Below are 25,918 nucleotides of genomic sequence, written 5' to 3' on the forward strand. Positions count from 1 at the left end.
GGAGCCCAAGCGGCTCCGCCCTTTTGTTTTTTCCGGGCGAGTCACTCATCCGCTAGTTCGCTAGTCGTCGCCGCATTTATCATCCGCGTGTGCGAGCCCCAAGCTCGTCGCGCCCCTCGCGGGTTCCGCGCTCATCGCGGCCGCGTTTTCCATTTTAGCGTCGATCTGTGCGCGACAGTGGTTCGTTCCTCTCATGCCTTTTAAAGCTCTCAATCTCTCCGAGTCCGTCCTCCGCGGCATCCAAGCCGCCGGCTACACCGACCCGACTCCCATCCAACTCCGCGCGATTCCCGTCGTGCTCGGCGGCGGCGACCTCATCGGCTCGGCCCAGACCGGCACCGGCAAGACCGCGGCCTTCGCGCTTCCGATCCTCTCGCGCCTCGAAAAACACGCCGCCAAGCCGCGCGTGCTCGTGCTCGAGCCCACGCGCGAACTCGCCGCGCAAGTCGAGACCGCGTTCCGAGATTTCGCGCGCTTCACCGATCTCCGCACCGTCGCCGTCTTCGGCGGCGTCGGCTACGGCCTCCAACGCAGCGAACTGCGCAAAGGCGTCGACGTCATCTGCGCCACGCCCGGCCGCCTCATGGATTACGTGAAGGACGGTTCGATCAACCTGCGCGACATCCAGATTCTCGTCCTCGACGAAGTCGACCGCATGCTCGACATGGGCTTCCTGCCCGTCGTGAAGGACATCATCAGCCGCTGCCCGCGCGAGCGGCAGACGCTGTTCTTCTCCGCGACCGTTCCGCCTGAAATCCAGGCCGTCGCGTCCTTCGCTCTGCGCAATCCGGCGCGCGTTGAAGTCGGCGTGAACCGCTCGGTCAACCGCTCGATCAATCACGCACTCTATCCCGTCGCGCTCGCGCAGAAGTTCGACCTCCTAGTTGCGCTCCTCGCGAAAACCGATTTCGACAGCGTGCTCGTCTTCTCGCGCACGAAGCACGGCGCCGACAAGATCGCCCGCAAGCTCAAGGCCGCGAACCACAGCGTCGCCGTCCTCCACGCGAACCGCTCGCAGAACCAGCGCATCGAGGCACTCGCCGGCTTCAAGTCCGGCAAATACGAGGTGATGGTCGCGACCGACATCGCCGCGCGCGGCATCGACGTCGCCGGCGTCACGCACGTCATCAATTACGACGTCCCGGAAAATCCCGAGGACTATGTCCACCGCATCGGCCGCACCGGCCGCGCGCAGGCCGTCGGCGACGCGTTCACGCTCGTCACGCCGGAAAACGCCGACGACATCCGCGACATCCAGCGCTTCATCGGCCAAAAGATCCCCGAGCTTCGCCTCGAGGGCTTCGATTACCTGCCGTTCGGCGTCGCGCAGCCCAAGCAGCCGCGCGGTCAGCACGGCGGTGGCGGCCATCGCAACGGCGGCCATCGTGGGGGTGGTGGCGGCGGTGGCGGTGGCGGTCAGCGCGGTGGCTTTCGCGGCGGACGCGGTGGCGGTCACCCGAACCGCGACAGCAACGGCGGCAAAGTCGGCTTCAGCTTCCGCGGGCGCCGCTGAGGCGCGCGGACATCTTTGCGAATCACGAGGCGCACTTCGGTGCGCCTTTTTTGCGCGTGGACGAAGCTTGCCCGGCGACGCGGCAGGCTGTTCTGCTCGCCGGCCCCACCGGTCATGCCCGCTTCCGTCGCCGCAGTCCAAAAACACCTCGCGCGCCTCGCGGCGTGTCGCGCTTGCCCGCGCATGCACAAACCCGTGGTCGTCGGGCGCCCCGTGGCCTCGCGCATCCTGCTCGTCGGCCAGGCGCCCGGCGACAAGGAGCCCGTCCTCGGCCGACCCTTCGCGTGGACCGCCGGCAAGACGCTCTTCAAGTGGTTTAACGAAGCGCTCGGCTGGACCGAAGACGAGACGCGCGACCGCATCTACTTCGCGGCGATGTGCCGCTGTTTCCCCGGCAAAAAAGCCACCGGCGGCGACCGCGTGCCCGACGAAGACGAGATCGCTGCTTGCGGACGCTGGCTCGATGCGGAACTCGACCTCCTCGAGCCCGCGCTCGTGCTCCCCGTCGGCAAGCTCGCCATCACGCGCTTCCTGCCGCCCGCGCCGTTGAACGACATCATCGGAAAGAAATTCCGCATCGAGCACCGCGGCCGCGCGCTCGATTGCATCCCGCTGCCGCACCCGAGCGGCGCCTCGCCTTGGCACCGCATGGAGCCCGGCAAAACGCTCCTCCGCCAGGCGCTCGCGCAGGTGGCGAAACACCCCGCGATTCGCGCCTGCGTGTAACCCGGGGTTTTCGGTTGCGTCGTCTGGAGCGCGACGCTGTGTTGCGCGCACTATTTTCATGAAGTTTCGGTTCCGGCTTTTGCTCCTCCCACTGCTCGCGCTGACGTCGCTCGCGCTCGCGAAAACCAAGGCGACCACGCACGCCACGCCGTCGCCCGGCAGCTATGCCGGCGCCATCGTGATCGACGCCGCCACCGGCCAGGCGATTTGGGAAGACAGCGCCGACGTGGCCAACCCGCCCGCGAGCATGACGAAGCTCATGACCTTCGCCGTGCTGCACGACAAACTAGCCGACGGCTCGCTCACGCTCCAGACGATGGTGCAAGTCGACGCGTCCGACGCCAAAATGGGCGGCACGCAGGTCTATCTCGATCCGCGCGAGCAATTCACAGTCGAAGAGCTCATCTACGCGATGATGATCCAGTCCGCCAACGACGCCGCGCACGCGCTCGCGCGCACTGCCGCCGGCTCCGTCGAGGGCTTCGTCGAGCAGATGAACGCCAAGGCGCGCAGCCTCGGCATGAACAGCACGACGTTCCGCTCGCCGCACGGCTTGCCGCCGCCGAGCCGCCGCGTCAGCGAGGGCGACCTCTCGACGCCGCGCGACTTCGCCAAGCTCTGCCGCTACCTCGTGCAGAACACCGACGTCCTGAAATACACTTCGGTTCGCGAGCGCGCCTTCGCCCCCGCGCGCGCGAAGGGTCCGGTCGTGATGATCAACCATAACAAGCTTCTCGGCAAAATCGCCGGCGTGGACGGTCTCAAAACGGGCTACACCGAGGCCGCCGGCTACTGCCTCAGCGCCACCGCCGAGCGCAACGGCCGTCGCATCGTCGCCGTGATCATGGGCTCGTTCGGCCCGAACCGCTCGGTCGACAAGGGCCGCGCGCGCGACCTGAAGATGATCGAGCTGATCGATCGCGCCTTCGCCAATCTGCCGCCGAAGCCGGTGGATTTGGGCGCCGCGGGCGCGCCCGCGGCGCATCCCGCCGCCAGCGCCTCCGCTGCCGATACCATGCCCACCGTCAAGACCGCCGCGGTTCCCGCCGCGCCGGCCACCCCGGCCGCGCATGCGTCGAACGATGATTCCTCGACGGCGAAGGAACCGGCGGTAGTCTTCCGCGTCATTACTCCTGCCACTTCGCCGAAGAAACCATGAGCCCCGTCGTCCGCCGTCTCGTTTTCGTTTTTGCCAGCTTCGTTCTCCTGAGCGGTTCGCCGCTGTTCGCCCAGCGCGAGCGACTGCCGGTCGAGGACCTCGAAGTGGTCGAGAGCCGCTGGCCCAACGCCAAGAAGACCTCCACCGGCCTCCGCTACATCGTCCTCAAGGAAGGCGACCCAAAGAGCGCGACTCCGCAGGCTGGCGATCGCGCCGCGGTGCTCTACAAGGGCATGCTGCTCGATGGGACCGTCTTCGACCAATCGCTCGATCCCGCGCACGCCTTCAAGCCGCGCGTCGGTCGCGACGAGTTGATCCCGGCCTGGGATCAGGCGCTCACGCGCATGCACAAGGGCGACAAGTGGCTCCTGATCGTGCCCTACGAACTCGGCTACGGCACCCGCGGCAACCCGCCGAAAATCCCGAAGCGCGCGACGCTCGTGTTCGAGATGGAGCTGCTCGATTTCGGCAAGGACCTGCCGTTGAACTGAGTCTCGCGCGCCGCGCGAGCCCACGAAAAAGCGCCGGTGTTTCGCCGGCGCTTGTTTTTTGTCCGAAGGCAGGAGCGGGCGCGTGCGCCGCTCACTTCATCATCTCTTCCAGCAACGGGCGCATGGCGTCGGCCCAGATTTGGTAGCCGGCGGCGTTCGGGTGCAGCTGGTCGGGCATGATGGCGTCGGGGATCTTGCCGTCGGCGCCGAGGAATTTCGCGCCGATGTCGAGGAAGCGGACGTTCTTCCCGTCGTCGAGCTTGGCGAGGATCGTGTTGGCCTCGTGGATGGTCTGCATCCGTTTCACGGCGTCGTCGACGATCTTGCCGTCCTTGTCCTTGCGCGGGCCGCGGGGGAAGATGGCGAGCAGCAGCACCTTCGCCTCCGGGATATTGGCGCGGATGAGTTCGACGATCTTCGTGTCGGCGGCGGCGATTTGCTCGCTCGTGTGGTCGCCGGAGTTGTTCGTGCCGAGCATCAGCACCACGACTTTCGGCTTCACGCCCTTCAGCACGCCGTCCTCGATGCGCCAGATGACGTGTTCGGTGCGGTCGCCGCCGATGCCGAAGTTGGCCGCCTGGAATTTCTCGTAGTTGGCCTTCCAGACCTCGGGCGCCTTGCCCCAGCCCTCGGTGATCGAGTCGCCGAGGAAGAGCAGCTGCATCGGCTCCTTGGCGCGCTTCAGGTGCTGCGCGTGCAGTTCGTAGAAGCGGGCGTTGCCGCGTTTGGGCGCGCCGACGCTGGGATCGTAGGCGCGGGCGAGCGGGGCGAGGGTGGTGAGCGCGGCCGCGGCGAGCGCGACCGTCAGGACGAGACGGCGGACGGGGTTTTTCATATCAGCGGACAAGACGCTGGAGCGGGCGACGCGGTCACCGCAAGCCCGCGCGCGTCGGACGGTCGGGCCGCGTCAGCCGAAGAGCGCCTTGCGCTGCGACCAGAAACTGTCGGCCGTGTAGCAGGCGAGCCCGCACCAAATCAGCCCGAACGAGACGGCGCGCAGGGCGTCGAAGGTCTCGTGATAGACGAGCCAGCCGAGCAGGAAGGCGAGCGAAGGCCCGATGTATTGCAGCAGTCCGAGCGTGGTGAGCCGGATGCGCACGGCGCCGTAGGCGAACCACACGAGCGGGATTGCGGTGATCCAGCCGGAGCAGAGCACGAGGACGTGATCGCGCGCGCTCACGTGCCCGAGTGCGCCTTTCCCCTGCGCCGCGAGCCAGATCAAGTAGCCCGCCGTAAGCGGCAGGTAGAGCAGCGTCTCGACCGTCAGGCCATCGAGCGCGCCCATGGGAGATTTTTTCCGGATGAGGCCGTAGCCGCTCCACGTCGCGACGATGATCAACGAGACCCACGGCACGTGATCGACGCGGAACAGCAGCCACGCCACGCCGCTGGCCGCGAGCGCGATGGCGAGCCATTGCAGCGGACGCGGCCGCTCGTGGAAGAAAATGAAACCCGCCGCGACGTTGAAGAGCGGCACGAGGAAGTAGCCGAGGCTGGAGTCGAGGATGTGGCCGTTGTTCACCGCCCAGATGAACGTCAGCCAGTTGCCCATCAGCAGCGTGCCCGTGGCGAAATTGAAGCCCAGGGTGCGCGCCGAGCGAAACGCGGTCCACACGCTCGCGAGTCGACCTTGCCAGCGCAGCACACCGAGCAGGAACACCAGCGACCACACGGCGCGGTGCATGATGAGCTCCACCGGACTGATGTGCGCGAGGAACTTCCAGTAGATCGGGATGATGCCCCAGAACGTGAACGCCCCGACTGCAGCGAGAGCGCCGCGACGTGCTTCGGGATGCTGTGGTGCGAGAGCCAAGCGAAAAGAGATGCCGCGAGCGGCGCGAGGCGTCAACGGGCGCGTGCAGCTGGCCGCGAGTTATGGCGCGAACTGTTCGGAGTGGTCGCGGTCGGCGAGGGCGGCGTGGAGGGCGCGCCTGACTCAACGGATTCGGCGCCCGAATTGGGCCAACCGGCTAGCGACCGGGAGCAGCCGGGGCGTTGGTCGACTGGTAGGAGACGAGCAGCCAGCGATCGTGGATCATCGCGTAGACGGCCGTGACGAGGAGAGTGGGTTTCACCGTTTTCCCGTCCGGTCCGGCGATTTCAATCTGCGTCGTGCCTTGCAACACCGCCGCTTCACCGTAGAGCCGAACTTGGGGCGGCGTCGTGTAGCGCACAGCGACGTATTTGAGCTGGCCAGATTTCAGCGCCGTGAGGAACTGCGGCTTCGTTTGCACCACGCCGTTCGAGTGCACGTAGACGCAGTCGGCGGCGAGCATGTCGTCGAGCGCGGGGACGTCGGCGGCCAGCATGGCGTAGATGCGCGTCTCGTCGGTGCGCAACACCGCGGCCTTCAGGGCGTCCGCCAGCGTGGCCTTTTGCGCGGAGGCAGGCAGGGCCGCGCCGAGCGCGAGCAGGAGGATCGCGAGGAGTTTCATTCGCGGTGGACCGGGTGGGGGCGGCCTTGGTCGTTGATGGCGACGTAGGTGAAGACGCCTTCGGTGACCTGCAGCAGCTTGCCGTCGCGGCCGCGTTGGACCCACGCCTCGATGTGGATGCGCATCGACGTGCGGCCGACGCGGAGGAGATGTGCGTGGCAGTTCACGATGTCGCCGACGTAGACGGGATTGTGGAAGACCATGCCGTCGACGGCGACGGTCGTGACGCGGCTGTGCGAAATGTTTTTCGCGACGATGGCGGCGCCGAGGTCCATCTGCGACATGAGCCAGCCGCCGAAGATGTCGCCATTGGCGTTCGTGTCGGCCGGCATCGCGATGGTGCGGATGACGAGCTCGCCTTGCGGCTCGGTGCGTGCAGGTGCGGTCGGTTCCATGGAGGGCAGGTTGGGGCCAATGGACGACGACGCCACCCCAATCACCGCCGGTCGTAGCGCAGGAGCGTCATCGATTCCTCGGAGGCAACGAAAAGCGCCCGTCCATCGGCCGCGAAGCACGCGCCTTCGGCTTGGGGCAGGTCGTGCGGCGCGAGAACCACGGGCGGTTTCGCGAGGGCGTCGGCCCACGATTCGCCGGCTGCCCGGGGAAAGAGCAACAGGTCGCCGTAGGTGAGCACGAGCGCCGCGGAGCCGTCGGGTGCGAAGTCCATGGCCGTGGGCGATGCGCGGTAGGCGCCGGTGGGTTTCTTGAACAGCCGCTGGAAGAAATCCGGCTGCGGCAAATGCGGGACGGTGCCGATGCGCCGGGCGACGACGGTCTCGCGGCTCGGCGCGAGCGGCAGGCGGTAGAGGCGCGGCACCGCTTCGCGTTTCGAGAGCAGGTAGACGGCGCCGTCCCGGGCGTCGACGGCGAGCGATTCGCAGTCGCGCGCGAGGTCTTCGTAGACGACACGCAGCGTGTAGGCGGGGGCGATTTCGGTTTCGCGCGCGGGCGCGAGAGCGCTCGCGGCGGGCTCCTCGATGAAATGGAGCAGGATGAACGGTCGTTGGGCGAAATTGTCGCCGACGTCGCCGACGACGAGCCACGCCTGGCCGTCGCGCTCGAACGACGCGATGTCCTCCCAGTCGGTGTTCGCGACGCCTTTAATGCGCACCTTGCCGCGCAGGTCGCCGGTGTCGGGCGAGACGGCGTAGAGCACCGGCTCACCGCCGCTGTCGTTGTGGGTCCAGAGCAGGCCCGGCGTGCGGCGCGAGGCGGCGAGGCCACTGGCTTCGCGGTTGCGGGGCTCGGCGAGCGTGGCGGCCGCGACCGGACCGGCAAATTGCGGGGCGGGCGGAGCGGTTTCGGCCACGGCCGCGACCCAGGCGAAGGCGAGTAAAATCGCCGTGGCGCCGTATGACTTTGCCATTGTTTTCAGAGGGGAACCGCCGAATAGTCCGCGCATCATGTCACTCTCTGGGAATGCGGCGTTCCGGCGTTTGTTCAACGAAATCGGCACGGTGGATCAGGTGGGAATCGAGGAGCGCGTGGCCAAATACGGCACACGCAGCATCAAGAAAGCCTCAAAGGTCAAAGGCCTCAAGCTCGCGGCCTCGATGGTCGACCTGACGACGCTCGAGGGCAAAGACACTCCGGGAAAAGTCGCCTCGCTCTGCCAGAAAGCGCTGCACCCGCACGAAGGACTGGATTGCCCGCAGGTCGCCGCGGTTTGCGTCTATCCGTCGATGGTCAAACACGCCCGCCGCGCGCTGGGCGAAGACACGGCGGTGCGCATCGCGTCGGTCGCGACGGCGTTTCCCAGCGGCCAGGCGCCGTTGAAAACCCGCCTCGCCGAAGTGCGCGCGGCTGTCGAGGACGGTGCGGACGAGATCGACATGGTGATCAACCGCGGGGCGTTTCTCGCGGGCGATTTTCAGCTCGTGCAGGACGAAATCGCGGCGGTCGTCGAGGCCTGCGGCGAGGCGACGCTCAAGGTCATCCTCGAGGTTAGCGAACTCGAGACCTACGACAACATCCGTGCGGCGTCCTTCATCGCGATGCGCGCGATCCGGCCGAACGACTTCATCAAAACCAGCACCGGCAAGACCTCGCTCAACGCCACGCTCGGCAACAACCAGGTGATGATCGAGGCGATCCGCGACTACTACCTCGACACCGGCATCCCCATCGCGATGAAGCCCGCCGGCGGCATCCGCACGGCGAAGCAAGCGCTCACGTTCCTCATCGCGGTGAAGGAAACGCTCGGCGACGAGTGGCTCAACAACACGCGCTACCGTTTCGGCGCGTCGTCGCTGTTGAACGATCTGCTCCGCCAACTCGAAAAAGAGAAGACCGGCGCCTACCAAGCGCCCTATTATTTCAGCGAAGCCTCCGAGTCCTACTGAGTTCTTTAAACCACGAATGGACACGAATGAACACGAATAGGAATCCAGCTGCGCTGCGTGATTCGTGTGAATTCGTGTCCATTCGTGGTTAACCCCTTTCTGCCTTTTCGCCCATGCCCACTCTGACTGACAAAAAAGCCGCCCGCCCGACCAAGCGTTCCATCGGCCGCCCCGCCGCCGAGCTGATCTTCGGCGACCTCTGGGAATTCGATCCGTCGCCCGAGACCGCCGACCCGAAGCTCAAGCCGCGCTACGAACTCTTCATCGGCGGCGAGTTCGTCGCGCCGGCGTCGGGCAAGTATTTCGACTCCATCAATCCGTCCAACGAGACGAAGATCGCCGAGTTCGCGCTCGGTGGCGCTGCCGACGTCGAGGCTGCGTTCGCCGCCGCGCAGAAAGCGCAGCCCGCGTGGGCGAAGCTACCGGGCAAGGAGCGCGCGAAATACATCTACCGCGTCGCGCGCCTGCTGCAGGACCGCGCTCGCGAGTTCGCCGTCGCGGAGACGATGGACAACGGCAAGCCGATCAAGGAAACGCGCGACTTCGACGTGCCGATGGCCGCCGCGCACTTTTTCTATCACGCAGGTTGGGCCGATAAGCTCGAATACGTCGCGCCCGGCCGCCGCGTCGCGCCGCTCGGCATCGTTGGTCAGGTTATTCCGTGGAATTTTCCGCTGTTGATGATGGCTTGGAAACTCGCGCCTGCGCTCGCCGTGGGCAACTGCGCCGTCATCAAGCCCGCGACCAACACGCCGCTCTGCGCGATCAAGCTCGCCGAGATCATCCAGGACGCCGGTCTGCCTCCGGGCGTCGTCAACATCATCACCGGTCCCGGCTCGACCGGCGGCGCGATCATGGCGCACCCGCTTGCGGCCAAGATTGCTTTCACCGGTTCGACGGAAGTCGGCAAGGTCATCATGCGCTCCGTCGCCGGCACCGAGAAGCGCATGACGATGGAGCTCGGCGGCAAGGCGGCGAACATCGTCTTCGATGACGCGCCGCTCGACCAAGCCGTGGAGGGCATCGTCAACGGCATCTTCTTCAACCAGGGCCAAGTCTGCTGCGCCGGCTCGCGCCTGCTCGTGCACGAACCGGTCGCTGACGAAGTCGTCGCGAAATTGAAGAACCGCCTGCGCGTGCTCCGCGTCGGCGATCCCCTCGACAAGAACACCGACGTCGGCGCCATCGTCTCGCGCGACCAGCTCGAGACCGTGCAGAGCTACCTCGACGCAGGCACGAAGGAAGGCGCCACGATGTGGCAGCCGTCGTGCCGCCTGCCGAAGAAGGGTTTTTATCTGCCGCCGACGATCTTCACCAATGTGACGATGAGCCACCGCATCGCGCGCGAGGAAATCTTCGGGCCGGTGCTCTCGATCATCACGTTCCGCACCGTCGACGAGGCGATCGAGAAGGCCAACAACACCGCCTACGGCCTCAGCGCCGGCGTGTGGACCGACAAGGGCTCGCGCATCCTCAAGATGTCGACCGAGCTGAAAGCCGGCGTCGTCTGGGCGAACACGTTCAACAAGTTCGACCCGACCTCGCCCTTCGGCGGCTACAAGGAATCCGGCTTCGGCCGCGAAGGCGGCCGCCAGGGCCTGCTCGATTACTGCAAGCTCGTCTGAGCACGCCAGCAGTTTGGAACCACGAATGGACACGAATGGACACGAATCCGAGCCGCTCCTGCACAAGGAATTGGTTTATTCGGTCGTGGGCGGCGCGATGGAGGTGCTCAACGGGCTGGGTCACGGTTTGCATGAGAAGCCCTATGAAAACGCGCTCGTGGTTGAATTCGGACTGAAGCGGATCGCGCTCGAGCAGCAGCGTAGGTTTCCGATTCTCTACAAGTCGGTGCAGGTGGGTGAATATGTGCCGGACCTGCTTGTCGCCTCCGCTCTCGTGGTGGACGCGAAGGTCATCGACCGCATCACTGACGTCGAACGAGGCCAGATGTTGAATTATCTTCGCATCACCAAGCTCCGCGTCGGCGTCATTCTCAATTTCAAACGCCCGAAGCTCGAATGGGAGCGCGTAGTCCTCTGACCCATTCGTGTTAATTCGTGTCCATTCGTGGTTAAAAATTCCTTCCAGTCTCCTTCCGAGTGTCCCGTCTGCGGTGCGGCCGTGCCGCGCGACGCGCGCGCTTGCCCGGAGTGCGGCGCCGACGAGCGCTCGGGCTGGAACGAGGACGACACGCGTTACGACGGCCTCGATCTGCCGGACGAGGCGTTCGACGACGGTCGCCCGCCCAAGCCGGTCGCACGCCGCAATGCCAGCGTCGTTTGGTCCGTCGTCGCCAGCCTCGTTGTCCTCGCCGTGATCCTCGCCTTCGTCTTCCGCCGTTAGTTATCCGCTCACATGTCCGCCCCGCTTCGCACCGCCCCCGTTGAAACCAACCAGATGCCGCCCGGCATCCCCTACATCGTCGGCAATGAAGCCGCCGAGCGGTTCAACTTCTACGGGCTGAAGGCGATTCTCGTCATCTACATGACCCAATATCTGCGCGACCGCTCCGGGGCGCTCGCGCCGATGAACGAGAACGAGGCCAACGCGTGGTATCACCTCTTCGTCGGTTCGAACTATTTTTTCCCGATGATGGGTGCGATCATCGCCGACGTTTTCTGGGGCAAGTTCCGCACGGTGTTCTGGATTTCGCTCGTCTATTGCGTCGGCTGCCTCGCGCTTGCCCTCGATCACACTCGGACGGGACTGTTCGTCGGTCTCGGTCTGATCGCGCTGGGTGCCGGCGGCATCAAGCCCTGCGTCGCGGCGAATGTCGGCGATCAATTCGGCGCGGCCAACCAACACCTCGTCTCGCGCGCGTTCGGCTGGTTCTACTGGGCGGTCAATTTCGGGTCGTTCTTCTCGATTTCGCTCACGCCGTGGCTGCTGCAAAAACACGGGCCTGGCCTCGCGTTCGGCATTCCCGCGGGACTGATGCTGCTCGCGACCGTCATCTTCTGGGCGGGTCGGCGCCAGTTCGTGCACGTGCCGCCGAAGGGCAAGGCGTTCATCGCCGAGACCTTCAACCGCGCGAGCCTCACCACGCTCGGGCGGCTGGCGATGATCTTCGTGTTCATGGTGCCGTTCTGGGCGCTGTGGGACCAGAGCGGCGGCGAGTGGGTGCTGCAGGCCGACAAGATGGAGCGCAACCTCTTCGGCTTCGAGATCCTCGCGCCTCAGCTGCAAGCGGTGAATGCGATCATGATCCTAAGCTTCATCCCGCTGTTCCAATATCTCATCTATCCCGCGATCGATCGGGTCTGGAAACTCACCGCGCTCCGCAAGATCGGCCTCGGCATCTTCACCATCGGCCTCTCGTTCCTCGTCACCGCATGGATCGAGTCGCAGATTCAGGCCGGACTGAAGCCCAATATCGCGTGGCAACTGCCGGCCTTCGCGCTGCTCTCGGCGGGCGAAGTCATGGCGTCGATCACCGCGCTCGAGTTCGCCTACACGCAGGCGCCGAAACACCTGAAGGCGGTCGTGCAGGCGATTTTCTACCTATCGATCACCGGCGGCAATTTCTTCACCGCGGCCGTCCACTGGTTCATCGCCAATCCCGACGGCACCGCGAAGCTGCAGGGACCGGCGTTCTACATTTTCTTTGCGGTGCTCTCGATGACTGCCGCCATCGCCTTCAGCTTCGTCGCGCGCCGCTACAAGGAGGTCAATTACCTCCAAGCCGACGCGCCCGCTCAAACCTGAGTAAACCAACCACGAATGAACACGAATAGACACGAATCGCTGCGCCGCGCCCGATGCCTCGGCCATTCATTCGTGTCCATTGGTGTCCATTCGTGGTTCAACTCCTTCCTCCCCTTTCCGCCATGACCCGTCTGCCCGTCACCAAAACGCCCAAGTGCTACGTCGGAGGAGCATTCATCCGCTCCGAGAGTTCGCGCGTGTTCCCGCTCAAGGACGCCGCTGGCAATTTCTTCGCCAACATCCCGCAGTGCACGCGCAAGGACCTGCGCAACGCCGTCGAGGCCGCCGCCAAGGCCGGTCCCGGCTGGGCCAAACGCACGGCCTACAACCGCGGCCAGATCATCTACCGCCTCGCCGAGATGCTCGAGGCGCGCCAAGCCGACATGGCCGACGCGCTCGCCATCGGCGGCGCCTCGAAGGCGGCCGCGGCCAAGGAGATCGTCGCGACGATCGACCGTCTCATTTACTACGCCGGCTGGACCGATAAATACGAGTCGCTGCTCGGCAGCGTGAACCCGGTCGCCGCGCCGTATTTCAATTTCACCGTGACCGATCCGATGGGCATCGTCGGCGTGATCGCGCCCGATGAGGCGCCGTTGCTCGCGCTCGTGTCGCTCATCGCGCCGATCATCACGAGCGGCAACCCGGTCGTCGCGCTCGCGTCGTCCACGCAACCGTATCCGAGCATCGTGCTCGGCGAAATGCTCGCCACGAGCGACCTGCCCGGCGGCGTCGTGAATCTGCTCACCGGTTTCCGCAAGGAGATCGTGCCGACGATGGCCACGCATACGCACCTGCGCGCGCTGGCCGGCGTGGCCAATGCCGAGGAGCGCAAGACGCTCAAGCTCGGTGCCGCCGAGAGCGTGAAGCGCGTGAAGCTGCACGCCGCCGAGGACAAGACCGACTGGTTCTCCGATCGCGCGCAGAGCCTCTACGAGATCCGCGACTTCGTGGAGTTCAAGACGACCTGGCATCCGGTCGGCGCCTGAGTCTGGTTCAAGCGGTCGGACGCGTTTTCGGAAGCGCCAAACTTGAAGGTGGTCGCCGCTGTCCCCAGCGGCGACTTGCAAGCGAGTTCGCCGCGGAAAGGCGTCGGTAGGGACACCGACGCCCACCGAGGGTCCCTGCGGCGTGAGGGAAAATCAGCCGTAAGTCAGCACGTAGGGTGCGGTGCCAATCGTGAAGCTCAGCACGAGCGAGGCTTTCGGCTGGATCTTGGCTTGGGAGGTCGTCGTCCAGCCCGTGCCGTCGCCCCAGACTTGGTTCACCGTGGCCGCGCCGTTCGGCAGGTAGGTGATGAAGTAGGGGAAGTGGTCGAGCGTGGTGGCCACGACGGCTTGCAGGTTCTGGTTGAGCGGGAGTTTTTCCGCGACCGGATGCGACGGGTAAGTCGACGGATCGTCCCACGCGTGATCGAGGAACACGGTTTTGTAGGCGGTGTTCGTCTTGATGAAGAACCACTCGCCGCCGAACTGGAAGAACGCGAAGCGCGTCCAGCCGTTGGCCCAGGTCCACGCGCCGAGCGCCTGCGGGGCGAGCGGTTTGTCGGAGGCGGGGCCGAGCTGATAGGTGAAGACGTTGTTGGCCTTGCTGACGTTCGTGTTGTAGCCGAGCAGATACGGCGTGCCGCGGTAGAGATACGGCTGCACGAGCGTGAGGCCGGGCTGCGCGGGCACGCCTTTCGTGACGATGCCGGAGATCTTGCCGACGGCGTTGATGGTGAAGAAGCCGAAGTTGCCATTGCTCGCGGTGTAGGCGACGAGCGCGGGACCGTTGTTGATCGTGAATGGCTGCACGATGTCCCAGCCGGGCCCGAGCGTGGCGCTGCCGGCGGCCTTCACGGTGAGTTTGCCGAGCGCGCCGGGTTTCACGGTGTAGAAGTCGATGGCGCCGCTGGTGGCGTTGTAGCCGAGCAGGCACGTCTGCGGGCCGACGGCGGTGGAGACGACTTGGGTGTAGCCGGCGGCGAGGCCGGTCTTGCTGCCGTTGGCAGCGGCCCACGCGCGGCTGAGGCGGACGGGGCGGGATTTGAGAGCGTAGATGGTGGACATGGTGGATGTGGAGTGGGAGGAGCGGTGCGATGCGCGGGCGGTCAGGTGTTGGCCGGTTTCACGCGCTTGAATTGGATGTTGAGGAACTGGTTTCCGGTCAGCGTGAGGCCGGGCCAGGTTTGATCGAGCGAGGCGCCCATGGTGGTGGGCGCGGCGGATTGCCAGAGGTAGTTCTTCAGGCCGGCGGGCAGCGTGGCGGTGGGCGACTGGCCGGGCTTCGGCCCGGACCAATGCTCCCACCACGCGACGTAGCCGGCGCCGGTGCAGAGGAACGCGCCGTCGAGACCGGCCGGCGGCGCGGCGGCGACGCCCTGTGCCCAAGCCGCGAGCGCGGCGAGAAACGCGGGGGTGTTCGTGCTGCTCGCGAAGCCGGCGACGAGGTGCCGGGCGGTGCCGTGCATCCAGTCGATCGACTGCGGCAGCAGGAACACGGGCGTCTCGAGCGCGAGCTTGCCGGTGAACGGTTGCGCGTAGCCGGCGGAGCTGGCGCCGGGGCTGAGGTCATACACGCCCTTGTGGGTGAGCGTGTAGGCGCGGCCGCCGACGGTGCCGGTGTTGTTGTTGTAGGCCGCCGGGCTGGCCCAGCAGAGCAGCGCGGTTTCCCACGGCACGCCGGCGGGCAGGCCGGTTTGCGCGGGGACGCCCGGCAGGTAGGCCCAGAGGCCGAGCGGCGGCTGCATGAGCGCGCAGCCGGGGATGAAGGTGCCGCCGAGCAGTTCGAGGAACGAGGCGAGGTTGAGCGTGCTCAACGGATAACCTCGCCACACCCGAACGTTGCCCGGCGCCACGACGTGGGACGTGGCTGTGCTCATGGCGCGTCAGCCCTTGAAGCCGCAGATGATGCTCCAGGTGGCGAGGCCGCTCATCACGGTCGTCCAGTAGCCGTATTTCGAATAGTAGTATTCGGCGCACTTGCTCTGCATGTCGTGGTTGAGCGTGCCGTTGATCGTGGGATCGGAGAGGTTGCGCACGCAGGCCCAGAGCGGCGGCGACTTCATCTCGGAGCACACGAGGCCGAGCACCGCGTCGTCCATCTCGACGGCCATGCCGAGCTTCGAGAGGTCGTTCACCGTCGTGCCGAACTCGAAGAAGTCCGTCGTGAGAATCGGATGGAACGGCGGGATCTGGCCGACGACGGGATACTTGCCGCCGTCGTAGTAGATCGTGGGCGCGGTGGGTTGTTTCGAGAGCGTGCAGACGGGCGAGGGCGGAGTCTCGCCGCCGAGTTTGCCGACGAAGAGCTTCATCAGCTTCATCGCCTCGGCCGATTGGGTCTGCGGGATGGTCCAGTCGCTCTTGTAGGTTTTGCCGTTGAAGGGGGCGTTTTTGTAGTGCTGTTCGCACATGAAGTGCGCGGCGCGGCTGACGGAGACGTCGCCGAGGCACATGTCGTTGTAGACGCCGCCGCTCGTGCCGGTGGTGAGGAAGAGCTTCGGCTTCGCCTCGGAGATCATCTGGGCGAGCATGTCCTTGATCGGGAGCGAATATTGGCCGTTCGGCAGGAGGATGCCGTCGGTGTGCATGTGGAGCTCGGTCTTGTAGACGAGCACGCGTTTGCCGCCGATGATCGTGAGGTAGTAGCTGCCGAGGCGCTTGCTCTCGCGCGACGGGGCGTTGGGGCCGATTTGCGGGAGGTATTTCGTCTCGAAGAAACGCGCGTAGGGATACCAGTTGTAGCGGTCGACGCCCGGCGTGAGCACGTCGGCCATGGCGTTGCTCTCGGCGGAGGTGTCCATCATCGCGATGATGTCGACTTGCGGGAGCGGATCGTCGGGCTTCGGCGCGGGCGTGATCGCCTGCGGTTTCGGCGCGAGGCCGGAGGGGAACGGGATGTTGAGCGTTTCCGAGCCGGCTTTGGATTTGCCGGGGGCGGTGAGACGTTTCAGGGCGAGCTCGTGACGGCGCGCGAACTCCTGCGGGGATTTGGTGGACTGCATGGGCGTCGATTTCTTCGGCCGGGGTAACCGGCTTGTCTCCGCGTGTCGTCGAGAGACGTTGACGCTGGCCCGCGCGCGGACCGTCGGGAGGCCGCCGCAGCGAAGCAAGAAGTATTACTCCTCCTCGCTGATGCGGGGTTTGACGCGGCCGCGACGCCCCACGACTCTCGCGGGATGAGCGAGCTAACGAACGGCGCGTCGCGGATGCCGCCCCTCAAGGTCTGGTGGATCGTCTGGGGCGCGACCCTCGTCAGCCTGTGCACGATCTGGGGGAGCGTCGGTTGGCTGAAGCTGCCGGGCAGCGCGGCGCACCGGAATCCGTTCTACGATCTCGTCGGTCTGGTGCCGCTGTTCGTGAGCATCGTGGTGCGCTGGCTCGTGCTGCCGCGCTACACGGACGGAGCGCGGGCGTTTGTCGTTTTCATCGCCGGCCTCGCGCTGGCGGAGGTGGCGGGCATCCTCGGGATTTTCCTCGGCGGGCCGTATCGCGACGACCTCTTCCTGCTCGGTGCGCTCGGCATCCTGCAGTTCGTGCCGCTCTACGCGAAGCGCCTGCAGGAGCCGAAGGCCGAAGGTTTCATCCCGAACAACTGACGTCCGCTGCGCCGCAGCAGGCTTTGGCCGGGGTGAAGGATACGGGCGGGATCGTCATGTGATCGACGGGCGTGGCGCCGAGGTGGCGCGCGAGTTTATCGAGCCAGCTCTCGCGGAAAGCGGGGCGGTTGCCGGCGGTCGTCGCCGTCGGATCGAGCCGCTGCGCGGCGGTGGTGTCGGATTCGTGGTCGCTGAGTTTCATAGCGCGGACCGTAGGCGGCAAAGCGCGCAATTCCAGCGGGAGCGTTGATTTCGGCCGCTGTGGCCGTGGCTCGTGCGCGTCGGTGTGCCGTTCGGACGAAATGCCCGGCACAGTGTGTTTGGACCGATACGGGACTTGCCAACCCGCGAGCGTCCCACTCAGGTGACTGGGTGTTTTACCCTAGACACCATCTGGCCGTCGTCGCCGCCGTTTTTGGTGCGGTGGTCTCGGCGATCGGCGCGGCGGAGACGGTGACGCTCCAGCTCAAGTGGAAACACCAGTTCCAGTTCGCCGGTTACTACGCCGCGATCGCCCAGGGTTACTACCGCGATGCCGGGCTCGACGTTCAGCTGCGCGAAGCCGAACCGGGTCGCGATCCGGTTGAAACTGTCCTCGCGGGCGAAGCCGATTTCGGTGTCGGCACGTCGGAGCTGTTGCTGCTGCGCGGACAAGGTAAACCCGTCGTCGTGCTCGCGGCGATCTTCCAACACTCGCCGCTGACCCTGCTCACGCGCCGCACCGACCGCGTGAACGATCTCCAGGCGCTGCACGACCAGCCGATCATGATCGAGCCGCAGTCGGCCGAGCTCTTCGCCTACTTCCGCAACGAAGGCGTCGACCCCGCCAAGCTCCACGTCGTGCACCACACGTTCGAGGTGCGTGATCTGATCGACGGCCGCGTGGCGGCGATGTCGGCCTACGCGAGCGACGAGCCGTTTTTGTTGCGGCAGGCGGGTGTCGACTACCTCACGTTCACCCCGCGCGCGGGCGGCATCGATTTCTACGGCGACAACCTTTTCACCACCGAGCGGCAGCTGCGCGAGCATCCCGGACGCGTGCGCCGTTTTCGCGAAGCCAGCCTGCGCGGCTGGGACTACGCGCTCGCGCATCCGGACGAGATCGTCGCGCTGATCCACCAGCGCTACAGCCAGCGCAAGAGCCGCGAGCATCTCCAGTTCGAAGCCGCGCAAACCGCCCAACTCATGCATCCCGGCCTGATCGAGGTCGGCCACATGAACCCGGGCCGCTGGCGCCACATGGCGGACACCTACGCGGAATTCGGCATGTTGCCGCGCAATTTTCAATTCGGCGCGTTCCTCTACGATCCCAACCCGACGCCCGATCTGCGCTGGGTCTATTGGACGCTCGGCATCACCGTCGCGCTGCTGCTCGCGGCCGTCGGCTGGGTGCTGCCGTTGATACGGCTCAACCGCCGACTCCGCGCGGCCGACGAGTCGAAGACGCGTTTTCTCGCCTTCCTCGCCCACGAAATCCGCACGCCACTCAACGGCATGGCGGGCGTCGTCGACCTGATGAAGTCCGACTCGCTGAGTGCGTCGCAGCGCGAGCTGCTCGAGCTCCAGGAACGCTCCGCGCAAAACCTCCTGCGGCTCGTCGACAGCGTGCTCGACTACTCGCGCCTCGATGCCGGCAAGATGACCGTCGAGCGCGCGCCAGTGGAACTCCGCACCTTCGCCTCCGACGTCTGCGAGCTCTTCCGCACCGTCGCTCAAGCCCGCAAGGTGAACCTCCGCTGCGAGATCGCGCCCGACGTGCCGGCGTGCGTGCAGACCGACGGCGTGAAGCTCCGCCAGATCCTCGCCAACCTGCTCTCCAACGCCGTGAAATTCACGATCGTCGGCAACGTCACGCTCGCCATCGCGCGCATCGGCACGGCGAGCGATGGCACGCTGCGCCTGCGCTTCAGCGTCACCGACACCGGCCCGGGCATTTCGCCCGAGGCGCAGGCGCGGCTTTTCCAACCGTTCGAGCAGGCGGACGCCACGGTCGTGCGCCGACACGGCGGCAGCGGCCTCGGGCTGAACATCTCGCGGTCGCTCGCGCAGCTGCTCGGCGGAGACATCCGCGTCGAGAGCAAGCCCGGCGTCGGCTCGACGTTCATTGTCGAGATCGCGGCGGCCGACGCTTCGCGCGCCTGATCAGGCGCGGCGACTCACCTCGGCCCGCATGCGCGCGAAACCCGTGCGCAGCGCCTGCTTCGTCTCGGCGGGCAAGGCATTCCAGTGCGTGCCGCTCAGCCCGCCCTCGACGGCGTAGGCCATCACCACGCTCACCGGTCGGCCGCTCTCGAACAACTTCCGGCACACTCCGATCGGCCCGAGCTTCACGATCTGCGCGCGCGTGTGGATGCCGGCGGCGTCGAGCCACGCAGCGCTCTTCGGGCCGAGATTGAGCAGCGCGGCGACTTCTCCGGCGCGCCCGCGCGGTGCCGGTTCGCGATCGATCAAGATTGGTTTGGCGCGCGCCATGGTCAGACGGTCAGCTCGATGCGGTTGCCGTCGGGATCGAGCACGCAGCTTTCGTAGTAGCCGTCGCCGGTGCGGCGCGCCTCGGAGATCACGCGGTAGCCCGCCGCGCGGATGCGCTCCGTGAGCGCATCGACGGCCGCTTCGCTGCCGAGCGACATCGCGAAATGGATGAGACCCAGCGACTGCGTGTCCACGTTGTTGGCGTTGGGCGGAATGCCCGGCATCTGCATGAGCTCGAGTCGCGCGCCGGTGTCGAACGACAGGAAGTAGGAGCGGAAACGGTTGACGGGATTGTGGTAGAGATCGTTGGGGCGCGCTCCGAAGTAAGTCTCGTAGAAAGCGCGGGAGCGTTCGAGGTCGTTGGTCCAGAGGGCGAGGTGTTCGATTTTCATGCAGCGCGGTCGGGAGGGGGAGAGAGCCATTTTCCGCGAGGCGTCCCGGAAAAACCAGTTCTGTTTTGCCGGCGTTGTCTCCGCGGTCCGGACTGCGGCGACGGACGCGATGGAACGCGGCGGGTTTTCGGCCGCGGATCGCGCACCACACCGACAGCCTCGCGTCGATGCTGGTGCGTGTGTCCACGTGCGGCGAGGTCGGCCATTCCGTGCCGATGGCGGCGCGCTCGCGTCCGCCGGGAGTCGTGTTCGCCGACACGGAGCCGCGGGACGCGATGGTCTTCGAGATGCACGTGGGCTGGCTGAAGAACGCGCCGCGCGCGGTGTTGATCGCCGACCTCGTGGAGGAGCTGTCCCGCCTCCGCCCGTGAGCCGGGATCAGCTGCTGCTGAGCCGGCCGGTCTCGGCGAGGCGCTCGAGGAAGATCCAGCTGCGCTTGGCCTGCACTTCGGCGCTCTTCGCCTGGAAGACGTAGCGGACGACCTGGCGGCGTTGCGCGACGCTGTGGGCCAGCCAGCGCTGTTCCAGCTCGGGGCGCGCCTGGAACGTCTTGCGCATCTCTTCCGGCAGGTCGGGCTCGCGCGAGGCGGTGTCGGGCTCGAGCGTGAACTCGATCGTGTCTCCGGCGTCGACTTCGGCGGCGCGGAGCAACTCGACTTTGAAAGCGAGCTTCAGCTTGCCCGGTTTGCCGGGCAGCAGAGTGACGCGGTCGATGTCGTCGTTGAAGCGCAGCACGGCATTCCAGCCCTGGCCGCCGCCCTTGATCTCGGCGGGCGGCAGCTTCAACTCGGCGACGATGCGCTTCGGCAGGTCGACCCAGCGAACGAGCGCGACGAGGTAGAGCTTGGCGCGAAATTCCTGACGCATGTCGCGAGTGTGCGGAGGTCCGGCCGTTCAGCGCACGGCGTGGGCGCGCTCGCGGAGGAAGCGCGCGATCTCGCGCGTGTTGGGCATCGCCTCGGCGGTGCCGGGCTGCATCACGGCGAGCGCGGCGACGGCGTTGGCGAAGTGGGCGGCTTCGACGACGTTCTTCTTGAACTTCACCAAGCCGGCCGCGAAGCCGCCGACGAACGCGTCGCCCGCGCCGGTGGAGTCGATGACTTCGACCGGGTGCGCGTTCATGCGGAGATAAGCGTCGGGTTGCGACACGAAGCAGCCGCGGGCGCCGAGCGTGAGGATAACGATGGGAACTTGCAGGCAGCGGCAGAGCCGGTGCAGCGCGTCGGCCTTGAGCGTGTGCAGGGCGGCTTCGGTGAATTCGCCGACCTCGCGGTAGGCGGCCGTGCGCAGCAGCGCGGCGCAGCCGGAATGCTGGCGGACGAGCGTGATGAACTCCGACTCGTTCGGGATCAGCACCTCGACATGCCGCAGCATCGCGAGATCGAAATCCGCGCGCATCGGCGCGGGGTTGAGCACCGTGACGGCGCCGTTCTTGCGGCCGTGGCGCAGCACGTGGGCGACGGTCGCGTAGTCGGACTCGCCTTGGCAGACGACGACGTGGGCCAGGGCGAACGGAGCGAGCGGCACGTCGTGCTTGTGCAACGCCATGTTGGCGCCCGGCGCGACGACGATCTGGTTTTGCCCGGCTTCGTCGATCGTGATGGAGGCGATGCCGGTCGCGTATTTGTGCTTCTCGATGAAGTTCGTGCGCAGGCCGACCGACGCGGCGAATTTCTTCGCGCTGCTGCCGAACGTGTCGCGGCCGATCGCCCCGATGAAGAGCGTCGGGGCACCGGCGCGGGCGGAGGCGACGGCCTGGTTGAAGCCCTTGCCGCCCGGCCCGGTCCGAAAATCGCCGACCAGCGTCTCGCCGGGTTGGGGAAACCGCCGCGCGTAAAAAGCCAGATCCTGCATGAAACTGCCGACGATGACGACGCGGGGTGACACGGAGGCCGAGCCTAGACGGGCGCGCGCGGCGAATGCACTTAAAATTTCCGGACGCGGGGAATTCGCGGCGGAGTTGATGTTTTTTTCGTAATTTTGCTGGGGGATTTCCCGCGCCGTGCCGCTCGACGCCGCGTCGCGACCGTCCGTCCAAAGAGGCGCCCCGTCGGCGCCGGGCCCCGTAGCTTGTTTTCGATGTCGACCCCTTCAGCCGTTCTCTCGCGTGTGGCCGGTCTTGCGCCGGCTACTTCCGCCGTGATTCGCTCTTCCGCGATGAACCGCGCCCCGGCCGACACTGCCGCCAAACTCGAACGCGCCAAGTGCCGCCTCTACGTCGCCGCGCAGGTCGGCGGTTGGGGCGCGTTCCTGCTGTTCCAGTTCGGCGTGGCGACGACCTTCGGGGATCCTTCGAAGGCGACGCGCGACTCCACCACGGAAAGCGCGATCTATTGCATGATCGCGCTGCTGGGCCTGGCGCTGACGCACTACGCCCGGCGCTTCATGGAATCGTGGGGCTGGAAAAGCATGAACTGGCGGGCGCTCACCCCGCGCGTGATCGGGATGGCCGCGGTGCTGGCGTTCCTGTGGTGCGCGGTCGGCTACGGCTATTCCTACGGCATCGTGGGCCTGCCGTGGCCGTCGAAGTTCAACCCCGTCGCCGTCTTCTTCTTCAGCTGGATCAACAGCCTCGTGGTGATGTTCGGCTGGTTGAGCGCGTATTTCTTCTACCACATCTTCGAGCGACTGCAGCGCATGCAGGTCGAGCAGTTGCGGCTCGCCGCCAGCGCGAAGGAGGCGGAGTTGCGCGCGCTGAAATCGCAGGTGAATCCGCACTTCCTCTTCAACTCGCTCAACAGCCTGCGCGCGCTGATCGACGAGGATGCGCCGCGCGCCCGCGAATCGGTGACGCGGCTGGCCAACATGCTCCGTTACTCGCTCCAATCGGGCCAGCTCGAGACCGTGCCGTTCGAGGACGAGGTGCGGATCGTCGAGGACTACCTCGCGCTCGAGCAGATCCGGCACGAATCGCGGCTCCGCGTGCGTTGGTCGATCGCCGATGACGTGCGCGCTTGCGGCGTGCCGCCGATGCTCCTCCAGACGCTGGCGGAGAACGCGGTCAAATACGGCATCTCCGCCCGCCGCGACGGCGGCGAACTCGTGATCTCCGCGCAGTTGGTCGAGAAGGAACTCGTCATTCGCGTCACCAACCCGGGCGATCTCTCCCAGCCCGCCAGCACCGCCGCGGCGAAGGCCGGCTCCTCCACCGGCGTGGGCCTGCGCAACGCGTCCGAGCGCCTCAAGCTCCTCTTCGGCGATCGCGCGCAGCTCTCGCTCACGGCCGAGCCGGCCGGCTTCGTGACCGCCGAAGTGCGCATCCCCTGCCTCTCCCGCCCATGAAAGCCCTGCTCATCGATGACGAGCGCCTCGCGCGCAACGAACTGCGCCGTCTCCTCGCCGCGCACAAGGACATCGAGATCGTCGGCGAAGCGGTCGACGTCGAGGACGCGCTCGACAAGATCTCCGCGCTCAAACCCGAACTGCTGTTCCTCGACGTGCAGATGCCGGGAGCGGACGGCTTCAGCCTGCTCGAGAAACTCGAGACGGCGATGCCGGCCGTGATCTTCACGACCGCCTACGACGAGTTCGCGGTGAAGGCCTTCGAATTCAACGCGCTCGATTACCTGCTGAAGCCCGTCGACCCGAGCCGCCTCGGCGCCGCGTTGGAAAAGCTGCGCCTGCGCGTCGCGAGCGGTTCGTCCGCCGACGTGGCGGGTCGCACCCGCCTTTCGCTCGAGGACAAGGTTTTCGTGCGCGAGGGCGACCAATGCTGGTTCGTGCCGGTGAAGAACATCCGCCTGCTCGAGTCGGAGGGCAATTACACCCGCGTCCATTTCGACGACAACAAGCCGCAGCTCTTCCGTTCGCTCACCGCGATGGAGGAACGGCTCGACGTGAAGCATTTCTTCCGCGCCAACCGCAAGCAGGTCATCAACCTCGCCTGGGTCGACGGCATCGAGCCGTGGTTCAGCGGCGGCCTGCTCGTGCGCCTCAAGGGCGGCCTGAAGGTCGAGCTCTCGCGCCGGCAGGCGCAGGATTTTCGCGAGCGGATGAGCCTGTAAGGCCCGCGCATCGCTCGCTGCCCCCGACACCACCCACGCCCCACACCACCCATGATCGAAGCCCGCCACCTCACCAAGACGTTCAAGGATAAGAAACGCGGCACCATCACCGCGGTCGACGACGTCTCCTTCACCTGCCGTCCCGGCCAGATCTACGGCCTGCTCGGCGCCAACGGCGCGGGCAAGACCACTACGCTCCGCATCCTCGCCACGCTCCTCCAGCCGTCCACCGGCACGGCGACCGTGGCCGGCCACGACGTCAGTGCCGAGCCGGAGAAGGTCCGCTCCAACGTCGGCTTCCTTGCCGCCAGCACCGCACTCTACGGCCGCCTGAACGCCCGCGAAATGATCGCCTATTTCGGCCGGCTCAACGGCATGGACGACCCGACCATCCGCGCGCGCATCGACGTGCTCGCACGCGAACTCGACATGCACGAGTTCCTCGACCGTCGCTGCGACAAGTTTTCCACCGGCATGAAACAGAAGACCTCCATCGCCCGCACGCTCGTGCACGACCCGGCGGTGATGATCTTCGACGAGCCCACGCTCGGTCTCGACGTCATGACCGCGCGCTCGATCGTGCGGTTCGTCCGCGAGTGCCGCAATCGCGGCAAGACCGTCATCTATTCCACGCATGTGATGAGCGAGGTGGAGAAGCTCTGCGACACCATCGGCATCATCCACAACGGCCGGCTCGTCGCCGAAGGCACGCTCGACCAGCTGCGCGCCCGTTTCGGCGAGCAGGACATGGAGGAAGTCTTCGTCAAAGCCGTCGGCGGCGAAGCCGCCGTCACCGCCGCCCTCAACCGCTGATCCCCACGCCCATGAACTGGAAAGCCATTTTCGTCGTCTACAAAAAGGAACTGAAGGATCAGCTGCGCGATCGGCGCACGATCATTTCCACCATCGTCATCCCGACCGTCGTAATGCCGCTCATCATGTTCGGCTTCGGCACGGTGATGACCAAGATCATCCGGCAGGCGAAGGATGAAGGCACGAGCGTCATGGTCGTGAATGCCGCCGGCGCGCCCGAACTCGTCAAAGCCCTCAAGGCCGACACGAAGTTCCGCGTCATGGCCGAATCGCCCGACGTGAAGCAGCGCATCGCGGACAAAAAAATCCGCGTCGCGCTGGAGCTGCCCAAGGATTTCGACGCCGCCATCGCGCGCGGCGAGACGCCGAAGGTCGGCGTGTTGTTCTACGACGGCGAAATCAAGTCCGGCATCGGCGCCCGCGAGGTGGAGTCGTTTCTCCAGAAATACCGCACGAGCATCCTCGACCAGCGCCTGAAGGAGCGCGGCCTGCCGCCGGAATTCACCAAGCCGTTCGAACTGGCGCGCAAGAACGTCGCTCCACCCGAGAAGGTCGGCGGTGCCACTATCGGTGGCATCATCCCGTATCTGATCATCATCCTCTGTTTCTCGGGCGCGATGTATCCCGCGATGGACCTCACCGCGGGCGAGAAGGAGCGCGGCACCATGGAAACCCTCATGTGCAGCCCGACCGCGCGCATCAACATCGTCTTCGGCAAATTCCTCACCGTGCTCACGGCCTCGGTCGCGACGATCGTGTTCTCGATGACATCGATGGCTGTCACCGCGACGCTCGGTGGCAAAGTGTTCCTCGGCGGCTCAGGCATGGCCGCGGCCGCCTCCAACAAGGCCCAGGAGGTCAGCGTGATGCCGTCGTTCGATCCCGCGGGCTTCATCGGCGTGTTCGCGATGGTCGCCCCGGTCGCGATCCTCTTCGCCGCGTTGCTGCTCACCGTCTCGCTCTTCGCCAAGAGCTACAAGGAGGCGCAGAGCTACGCCGGCCCCATGATCCTCCTCGCGATCATTCCCGCCGTCTTCGGCATGTTGCCGGGCATGGAACTCAGCGCGAAGACCGCGCTGATCCCGATCCTGAATCTCTCGCTCGTGTGCAAGGAGATGCTCTCCGGCACCTGGAACTGGAACTACATCGCGCTCATCTTCGGTTCGTCGTGCCTCTACGCCGTCGTCGCGCTGGTGGCCTGCGTGAAGATGTTCAATCGCGAGGACGTGATGTTCCGCGCCTGATTTTGTTCATAGTGTGTGCGCGTCCTCCACGCGGACG

General features: G+C 66.1%; 30 protein-coding genes. 17 read left to right on the top strand and 13 right to left on the bottom strand.

The features are described 5' to 3' along the window. Positions 1 to 193 precede the first annotated feature (193 nt). The 4 genes from HZA32_11330 (at position 194) to HZA32_11345 (ending at position 3,889) form a co-directional block, all read left to right on the top strand. Positions 194 to 1,513, top strand: coding sequence for a DEAD/DEAH box helicase (locus tag HZA32_11330; GenBank protein ID MBI5424664.1), 1,320 nt, complete (start codon positions 194 to 196; stop codon positions 1,511 to 1,513). Positions 1,514 to 1,696: 183 nt separating this feature from the next. Beyond that, positions 1,697 to 2,239, top strand: a complete 543-nt coding sequence (locus tag HZA32_11335; protein ID MBI5424665.1) for a uracil-DNA glycosylase family protein — start codon at positions 1,697 to 1,699, stop codon at positions 2,237 to 2,239. A 58-nt stretch (positions 2,240 to 2,297) separates the two neighbouring features. After that, positions 2,298 to 3,398, top strand: a complete 1,101-nt coding sequence (locus HZA32_11340; GenBank protein MBI5424666.1) for a D-alanyl-D-alanine carboxypeptidase — start codon at positions 2,298 to 2,300, stop codon at positions 3,396 to 3,398. After that, entirely contained in the window at positions 3,395 to 3,889 is a 495-nt protein-coding gene (locus HZA32_11345) for an FKBP-type peptidyl-prolyl cis-trans isomerase (protein ID MBI5424667.1), read from the top strand. The genes HZA32_11340 and HZA32_11345 overlap by 4 nt, the downstream gene beginning before the upstream one ends. Before the next feature lie 91 nt (positions 3,890 to 3,980). On the opposite strand, the gene HZA32_11350 is transcribed toward HZA32_11345, so the two are convergent. The 5 genes from HZA32_11350 to HZA32_11370 form a co-directional block, all read right to left on the bottom strand. Next, the gene (locus tag HZA32_11350) at positions 3,981 to 4,547 is read right to left on the bottom strand and encodes a GDSL family lipase (protein MBI5424668.1); all 567 of its coding nucleotides are present in this window, start codon (positions 4,545 to 4,547) and stop codon (positions 3,981 to 3,983) included. Positions 4,548 to 4,796: 249 nt separating this feature from the next. Beyond that, positions 4,797 to 5,702 carry an EamA family transporter RarD gene (gene rarD / locus HZA32_11355; GenBank protein MBI5424669.1) on the bottom strand — a complete coding sequence of 302 codons (906 nt, stop codon included), beginning with the start codon at positions 5,700 to 5,702 and terminating at the stop codon, positions 4,797 to 4,799. A gap of 157 nt (positions 5,703 to 5,859) precedes the next feature. Then, positions 5,860 to 6,324, bottom strand: coding sequence for a nuclear transport factor 2 family protein (locus HZA32_11360; GenBank protein MBI5424670.1), 465 nt, complete (start codon positions 6,322 to 6,324; stop codon positions 5,860 to 5,862). Next, positions 6,321 to 6,719, bottom strand: coding sequence for an acyl-CoA thioester hydrolase YciA (gene yciA / locus HZA32_11365; GenBank protein ID MBI5424671.1), 399 nt, complete (start codon positions 6,717 to 6,719; stop codon positions 6,321 to 6,323). Before yciA ends, HZA32_11360 begins: the two co-directional genes overlap by 4 nt. A 41-nt stretch (positions 6,720 to 6,760) precedes the next feature. Further along, positions 6,761 to 7,690: a hypothetical protein gene (locus HZA32_11370; protein ID MBI5424672.1), complete on the bottom strand. Its 930-nt coding sequence runs from the start codon at positions 7,688 to 7,690 to the stop codon at positions 6,761 to 6,763. Between the two features lie 37 nt (positions 7,691 to 7,727). Between HZA32_11370 and deoC the strand changes: the two genes are divergently transcribed. The 6 genes from deoC to HZA32_11400 all read left to right on the top strand — a co-directional run bounded on the left by deoC (position 7,728) and on the right by HZA32_11400 (position 13,363). Next, positions 7,728 to 8,666 carry a deoxyribose-phosphate aldolase gene (gene deoC / locus HZA32_11375; protein MBI5424673.1) on the top strand — a complete coding sequence of 313 codons (939 nt, stop codon included), beginning with the start codon at positions 7,728 to 7,730 and terminating at the stop codon, positions 8,664 to 8,666. 113 nt (positions 8,667 to 8,779) lie between these two features. Next, the gene (locus HZA32_11380) at positions 8,780 to 10,291 is read left to right on the top strand and encodes an aldehyde dehydrogenase family protein (protein MBI5424674.1); all 1,512 of its coding nucleotides are present in this window, start codon (positions 8,780 to 8,782) and stop codon (positions 10,289 to 10,291) included. A 25-nt stretch (positions 10,292 to 10,316) separates the two neighbouring features. Further along, positions 10,317 to 10,709, top strand: coding sequence for a GxxExxY protein (locus HZA32_11385; protein MBI5424675.1), 393 nt, complete (start codon positions 10,317 to 10,319; stop codon positions 10,707 to 10,709). Between the two features lie 27 nt (positions 10,710 to 10,736). Continuing rightward, complete coding sequence (locus tag HZA32_11390) at positions 10,737 to 11,012, top strand: zinc ribbon domain-containing protein (GenBank protein MBI5424676.1); 276 nt, start codon at positions 10,737 to 10,739, stop codon at positions 11,010 to 11,012. 12 nt (positions 11,013 to 11,024) lie between these two features. Continuing rightward, positions 11,025 to 12,374 (top strand): POT family MFS transporter, encoded by a 1,350-nt coding sequence (locus HZA32_11395; GenBank protein ID MBI5424677.1) that lies wholly within the window; start codon positions 11,025 to 11,027, stop codon positions 12,372 to 12,374. Positions 12,375 to 12,496: 122 nt separating this feature from the next. Continuing rightward, a complete protein-coding gene (locus HZA32_11400; protein ID MBI5424678.1) occupies positions 12,497 to 13,363 on the top strand; it encodes an aldehyde dehydrogenase family protein in 867 nt (288 codons plus the stop codon). A 153-nt stretch (positions 13,364 to 13,516) separates the two neighbouring features. On the opposite strand, the gene HZA32_11405 is transcribed toward HZA32_11400, so the two are convergent. From HZA32_11405 to HZA32_11415, 3 genes are read right to left on the bottom strand one after another with little or no spacing between them, the layout of a single operon-like run. Beyond that, positions 13,517 to 14,425, bottom strand: a complete 909-nt coding sequence (locus tag HZA32_11405; GenBank protein MBI5424679.1) for a hypothetical protein — start codon at positions 14,423 to 14,425, stop codon at positions 13,517 to 13,519. 41 nt (positions 14,426 to 14,466) lie between these two features. Next, positions 14,467 to 15,237, bottom strand: coding sequence for a hypothetical protein (locus tag HZA32_11410; GenBank protein MBI5424680.1), 771 nt, complete (start codon positions 15,235 to 15,237; stop codon positions 14,467 to 14,469). A gap of 6 nt (positions 15,238 to 15,243) precedes the next feature. Beyond that, a complete protein-coding gene (locus HZA32_11415; GenBank protein MBI5424681.1) occupies positions 15,244 to 16,362 on the bottom strand; it encodes a hypothetical protein in 1,119 nt (372 codons plus the stop codon). Positions 16,363 to 16,536: 174 nt separating this feature from the next. Between HZA32_11415 and HZA32_11420 the strand changes: the two genes are divergently transcribed. Next, complete coding sequence (locus HZA32_11420; protein ID MBI5424682.1) at positions 16,537 to 16,956, top strand: hypothetical protein; 420 nt, start codon at positions 16,537 to 16,539, stop codon at positions 16,954 to 16,956. Here HZA32_11420 and HZA32_11425 read toward each other — a convergent pair. Beyond that, positions 16,940 to 17,158, bottom strand: a complete 219-nt coding sequence (locus HZA32_11425; protein ID MBI5424683.1) for a hypothetical protein — start codon at positions 17,156 to 17,158, stop codon at positions 16,940 to 16,942. The two genes, HZA32_11420 and HZA32_11425, sit on opposite strands and share 17 nt — an antisense overlap. Before the next feature lie 170 nt (positions 17,159 to 17,328). On the opposite strand from HZA32_11425, the gene HZA32_11430 reads away from it, so the two are divergent. Beyond that, on the top strand, positions 17,329 to 19,098 hold the full coding sequence (locus HZA32_11430) for an ABC transporter substrate-binding protein (protein MBI5424684.1): 1,770 nt from the start codon (positions 17,329 to 17,331) through the stop codon (positions 19,096 to 19,098). Here the strand turns inward: HZA32_11430 and HZA32_11435 are convergent, their stop codons facing one another. Continuing rightward, positions 19,099 to 19,428 carry a TfoX/Sxy family protein gene (locus HZA32_11435; protein ID MBI5424685.1) on the bottom strand — a complete coding sequence of 110 codons (330 nt, stop codon included), beginning with the start codon at positions 19,426 to 19,428 and terminating at the stop codon, positions 19,099 to 19,101. Between the two features lie 2 nt (positions 19,429 to 19,430). Then, positions 19,431 to 19,820: a VOC family protein gene (locus tag HZA32_11440; GenBank protein ID MBI5424686.1), complete on the bottom strand. Its 390-nt coding sequence runs from the start codon at positions 19,818 to 19,820 to the stop codon at positions 19,431 to 19,433. Positions 19,821 to 19,987: 167 nt separating this feature from the next. Between HZA32_11440 and HZA32_11445 the strand changes: the two genes are divergently transcribed. Next, complete coding sequence (locus tag HZA32_11445; GenBank protein ID MBI5424687.1) at positions 19,988 to 20,191, top strand: hypothetical protein; 204 nt, start codon at positions 19,988 to 19,990, stop codon at positions 20,189 to 20,191. A 7-nt stretch (positions 20,192 to 20,198) separates the two neighbouring features. Here the strand turns inward: HZA32_11445 and HZA32_11450 are convergent, their stop codons facing one another. Together HZA32_11450 and HZA32_11455 are read right to left on the bottom strand one after the other, a co-directional pair. Further along, a complete protein-coding gene (locus tag HZA32_11450) occupies positions 20,199 to 20,687 on the bottom strand; it encodes a YdeI/OmpD-associated family protein (protein ID MBI5424688.1) in 489 nt (162 codons plus the stop codon). Between the two features lie 27 nt (positions 20,688 to 20,714). Further along, positions 20,715 to 21,707 carry a ribokinase gene (locus tag HZA32_11455; GenBank protein MBI5424689.1) on the bottom strand — a complete coding sequence of 331 codons (993 nt, stop codon included), beginning with the start codon at positions 21,705 to 21,707 and terminating at the stop codon, positions 20,715 to 20,717. Between the two features lie 270 nt (positions 21,708 to 21,977). Between HZA32_11455 and HZA32_11460 the strand changes: the two genes are divergently transcribed. From HZA32_11460 to HZA32_11475, 4 genes are read left to right on the top strand one after another with little or no spacing between them, the layout of a single operon-like run. Further along, positions 21,978 to 23,102, top strand: coding sequence for a histidine kinase (locus HZA32_11460; GenBank protein MBI5424690.1), 1,125 nt, complete (start codon positions 21,978 to 21,980; stop codon positions 23,100 to 23,102). Then, entirely contained in the window at positions 23,099 to 23,824 is a 726-nt protein-coding gene (locus HZA32_11465) for a response regulator transcription factor (GenBank protein MBI5424691.1), read from the top strand. The genes HZA32_11460 and HZA32_11465 overlap by 4 nt, the downstream gene beginning before the upstream one ends. A 51-nt stretch (positions 23,825 to 23,875) precedes the next feature. After that, a complete protein-coding gene (locus HZA32_11470; GenBank protein MBI5424692.1) occupies positions 23,876 to 24,637 on the top strand; it encodes an ATP-binding cassette domain-containing protein in 762 nt (253 codons plus the stop codon). Between the two features lie 11 nt (positions 24,638 to 24,648). Continuing rightward, complete coding sequence (locus HZA32_11475; protein ID MBI5424693.1) at positions 24,649 to 25,881, top strand: ABC transporter permease; 1,233 nt, start codon at positions 24,649 to 24,651, stop codon at positions 25,879 to 25,881. Positions 25,882 to 25,918: the final 37 nt, after the last annotated feature.

This window comes from Opitutia bacterium (assembly GCA_016217545.1).
In the GTDB taxonomy this organism is placed as follows: Bacteria; Verrucomicrobiota; Verrucomicrobiia; order Opitutales; family Opitutaceae; genus Didemnitutus.

Excerpts from the sequence above, each read along its gene's own strand:
- HZA32_11470 (MBI5424692.1), top strand. The coding sequence starts at position 23,876 with ATGATCGAAGCCCGCCACCTCACCAAGACGTTCAAGGATAAGAAACGC.
- HZA32_11465 (MBI5424691.1), top strand. The coding sequence starts at position 23,099 with ATGAAAGCCCTGCTCATCGATGACGAGCGCCTCGCGCGCAACGAACTG.
- HZA32_11450 (MBI5424688.1), bottom strand. The coding sequence starts at position 20,687 with ATGCGTCAGGAATTTCGCGCCAAGCTCTACCTCGTCGCGCTCGTTCGC.
- HZA32_11370 (MBI5424672.1), bottom strand. The coding sequence starts at position 7,690 with ATGGCAAAGTCATACGGCGCCACGGCGATTTTACTCGCCTTCGCCTGG.
- HZA32_11380 (MBI5424674.1), top strand. The coding sequence starts at position 8,780 with ATGCCCACTCTGACTGACAAAAAAGCCGCCCGCCCGACCAAGCGTTCC.
- HZA32_11385 (MBI5424675.1), top strand. The coding sequence starts at position 10,317 with ATGGACACGAATGGACACGAATCCGAGCCGCTCCTGCACAAGGAATTG.
- HZA32_11475 (MBI5424693.1), top strand. The coding sequence starts at position 24,649 with ATGAACTGGAAAGCCATTTTCGTCGTCTACAAAAAGGAACTGAAGGAT.
- HZA32_11425 (MBI5424683.1), bottom strand. The coding sequence starts at position 17,158 with ATGAAACTCAGCGACCACGAATCCGACACCACCGCCGCGCAGCGGCTC.
- HZA32_11330 (MBI5424664.1), top strand. The coding sequence starts at position 194 with ATGCCTTTTAAAGCTCTCAATCTCTCCGAGTCCGTCCTCCGCGGCATC.
- HZA32_11445 (MBI5424687.1), top strand. The coding sequence starts at position 19,988 with ATGCTGGTGCGTGTGTCCACGTGCGGCGAGGTCGGCCATTCCGTGCCG.
- yciA (MBI5424671.1), bottom strand. The coding sequence starts at position 6,719 with ATGGAACCGACCGCACCTGCACGCACCGAGCCGCAAGGCGAGCTCGTC.
- HZA32_11335 (MBI5424665.1), top strand. The coding sequence starts at position 1,697 with ATGCACAAACCCGTGGTCGTCGGGCGCCCCGTGGCCTCGCGCATCCTG.
- HZA32_11360 (MBI5424670.1), bottom strand. The coding sequence starts at position 6,324 with ATGAAACTCCTCGCGATCCTCCTGCTCGCGCTCGGCGCGGCCCTGCCT.
- HZA32_11405 (MBI5424679.1), bottom strand. The coding sequence starts at position 14,425 with ATGTCCACCATCTACGCTCTCAAATCCCGCCCCGTCCGCCTCAGCCGC.
- HZA32_11435 (MBI5424685.1), bottom strand. The coding sequence starts at position 19,428 with ATGGCGCGCGCCAAACCAATCTTGATCGATCGCGAACCGGCACCGCGC.
- HZA32_11400 (MBI5424678.1), top strand. The coding sequence starts at position 12,497 with ATGACCCGTCTGCCCGTCACCAAAACGCCCAAGTGCTACGTCGGAGGA.
- HZA32_11460 (MBI5424690.1), top strand. The coding sequence starts at position 21,978 with ATGAACCGCGCCCCGGCCGACACTGCCGCCAAACTCGAACGCGCCAAG.
- HZA32_11410 (MBI5424680.1), bottom strand. The coding sequence starts at position 15,237 with ATGAGCACAGCCACGTCCCACGTCGTGGCGCCGGGCAACGTTCGGGTG.
- HZA32_11340 (MBI5424666.1), top strand. The coding sequence starts at position 2,298 with ATGAAGTTTCGGTTCCGGCTTTTGCTCCTCCCACTGCTCGCGCTGACG.
- HZA32_11415 (MBI5424681.1), bottom strand. The coding sequence starts at position 16,362 with ATGCAGTCCACCAAATCCCCGCAGGAGTTCGCGCGCCGTCACGAGCTC.
- HZA32_11420 (MBI5424682.1), top strand. The coding sequence starts at position 16,537 with ATGAGCGAGCTAACGAACGGCGCGTCGCGGATGCCGCCCCTCAAGGTC.
- HZA32_11395 (MBI5424677.1), top strand. The coding sequence starts at position 11,025 with ATGTCCGCCCCGCTTCGCACCGCCCCCGTTGAAACCAACCAGATGCCG.
- HZA32_11345 (MBI5424667.1), top strand. The coding sequence starts at position 3,395 with ATGAGCCCCGTCGTCCGCCGTCTCGTTTTCGTTTTTGCCAGCTTCGTT.
- HZA32_11440 (MBI5424686.1), bottom strand. The coding sequence starts at position 19,820 with ATGAAAATCGAACACCTCGCCCTCTGGACCAACGACCTCGAACGCTCC.
- deoC (MBI5424673.1), top strand. The coding sequence starts at position 7,728 with ATGTCACTCTCTGGGAATGCGGCGTTCCGGCGTTTGTTCAACGAAATC.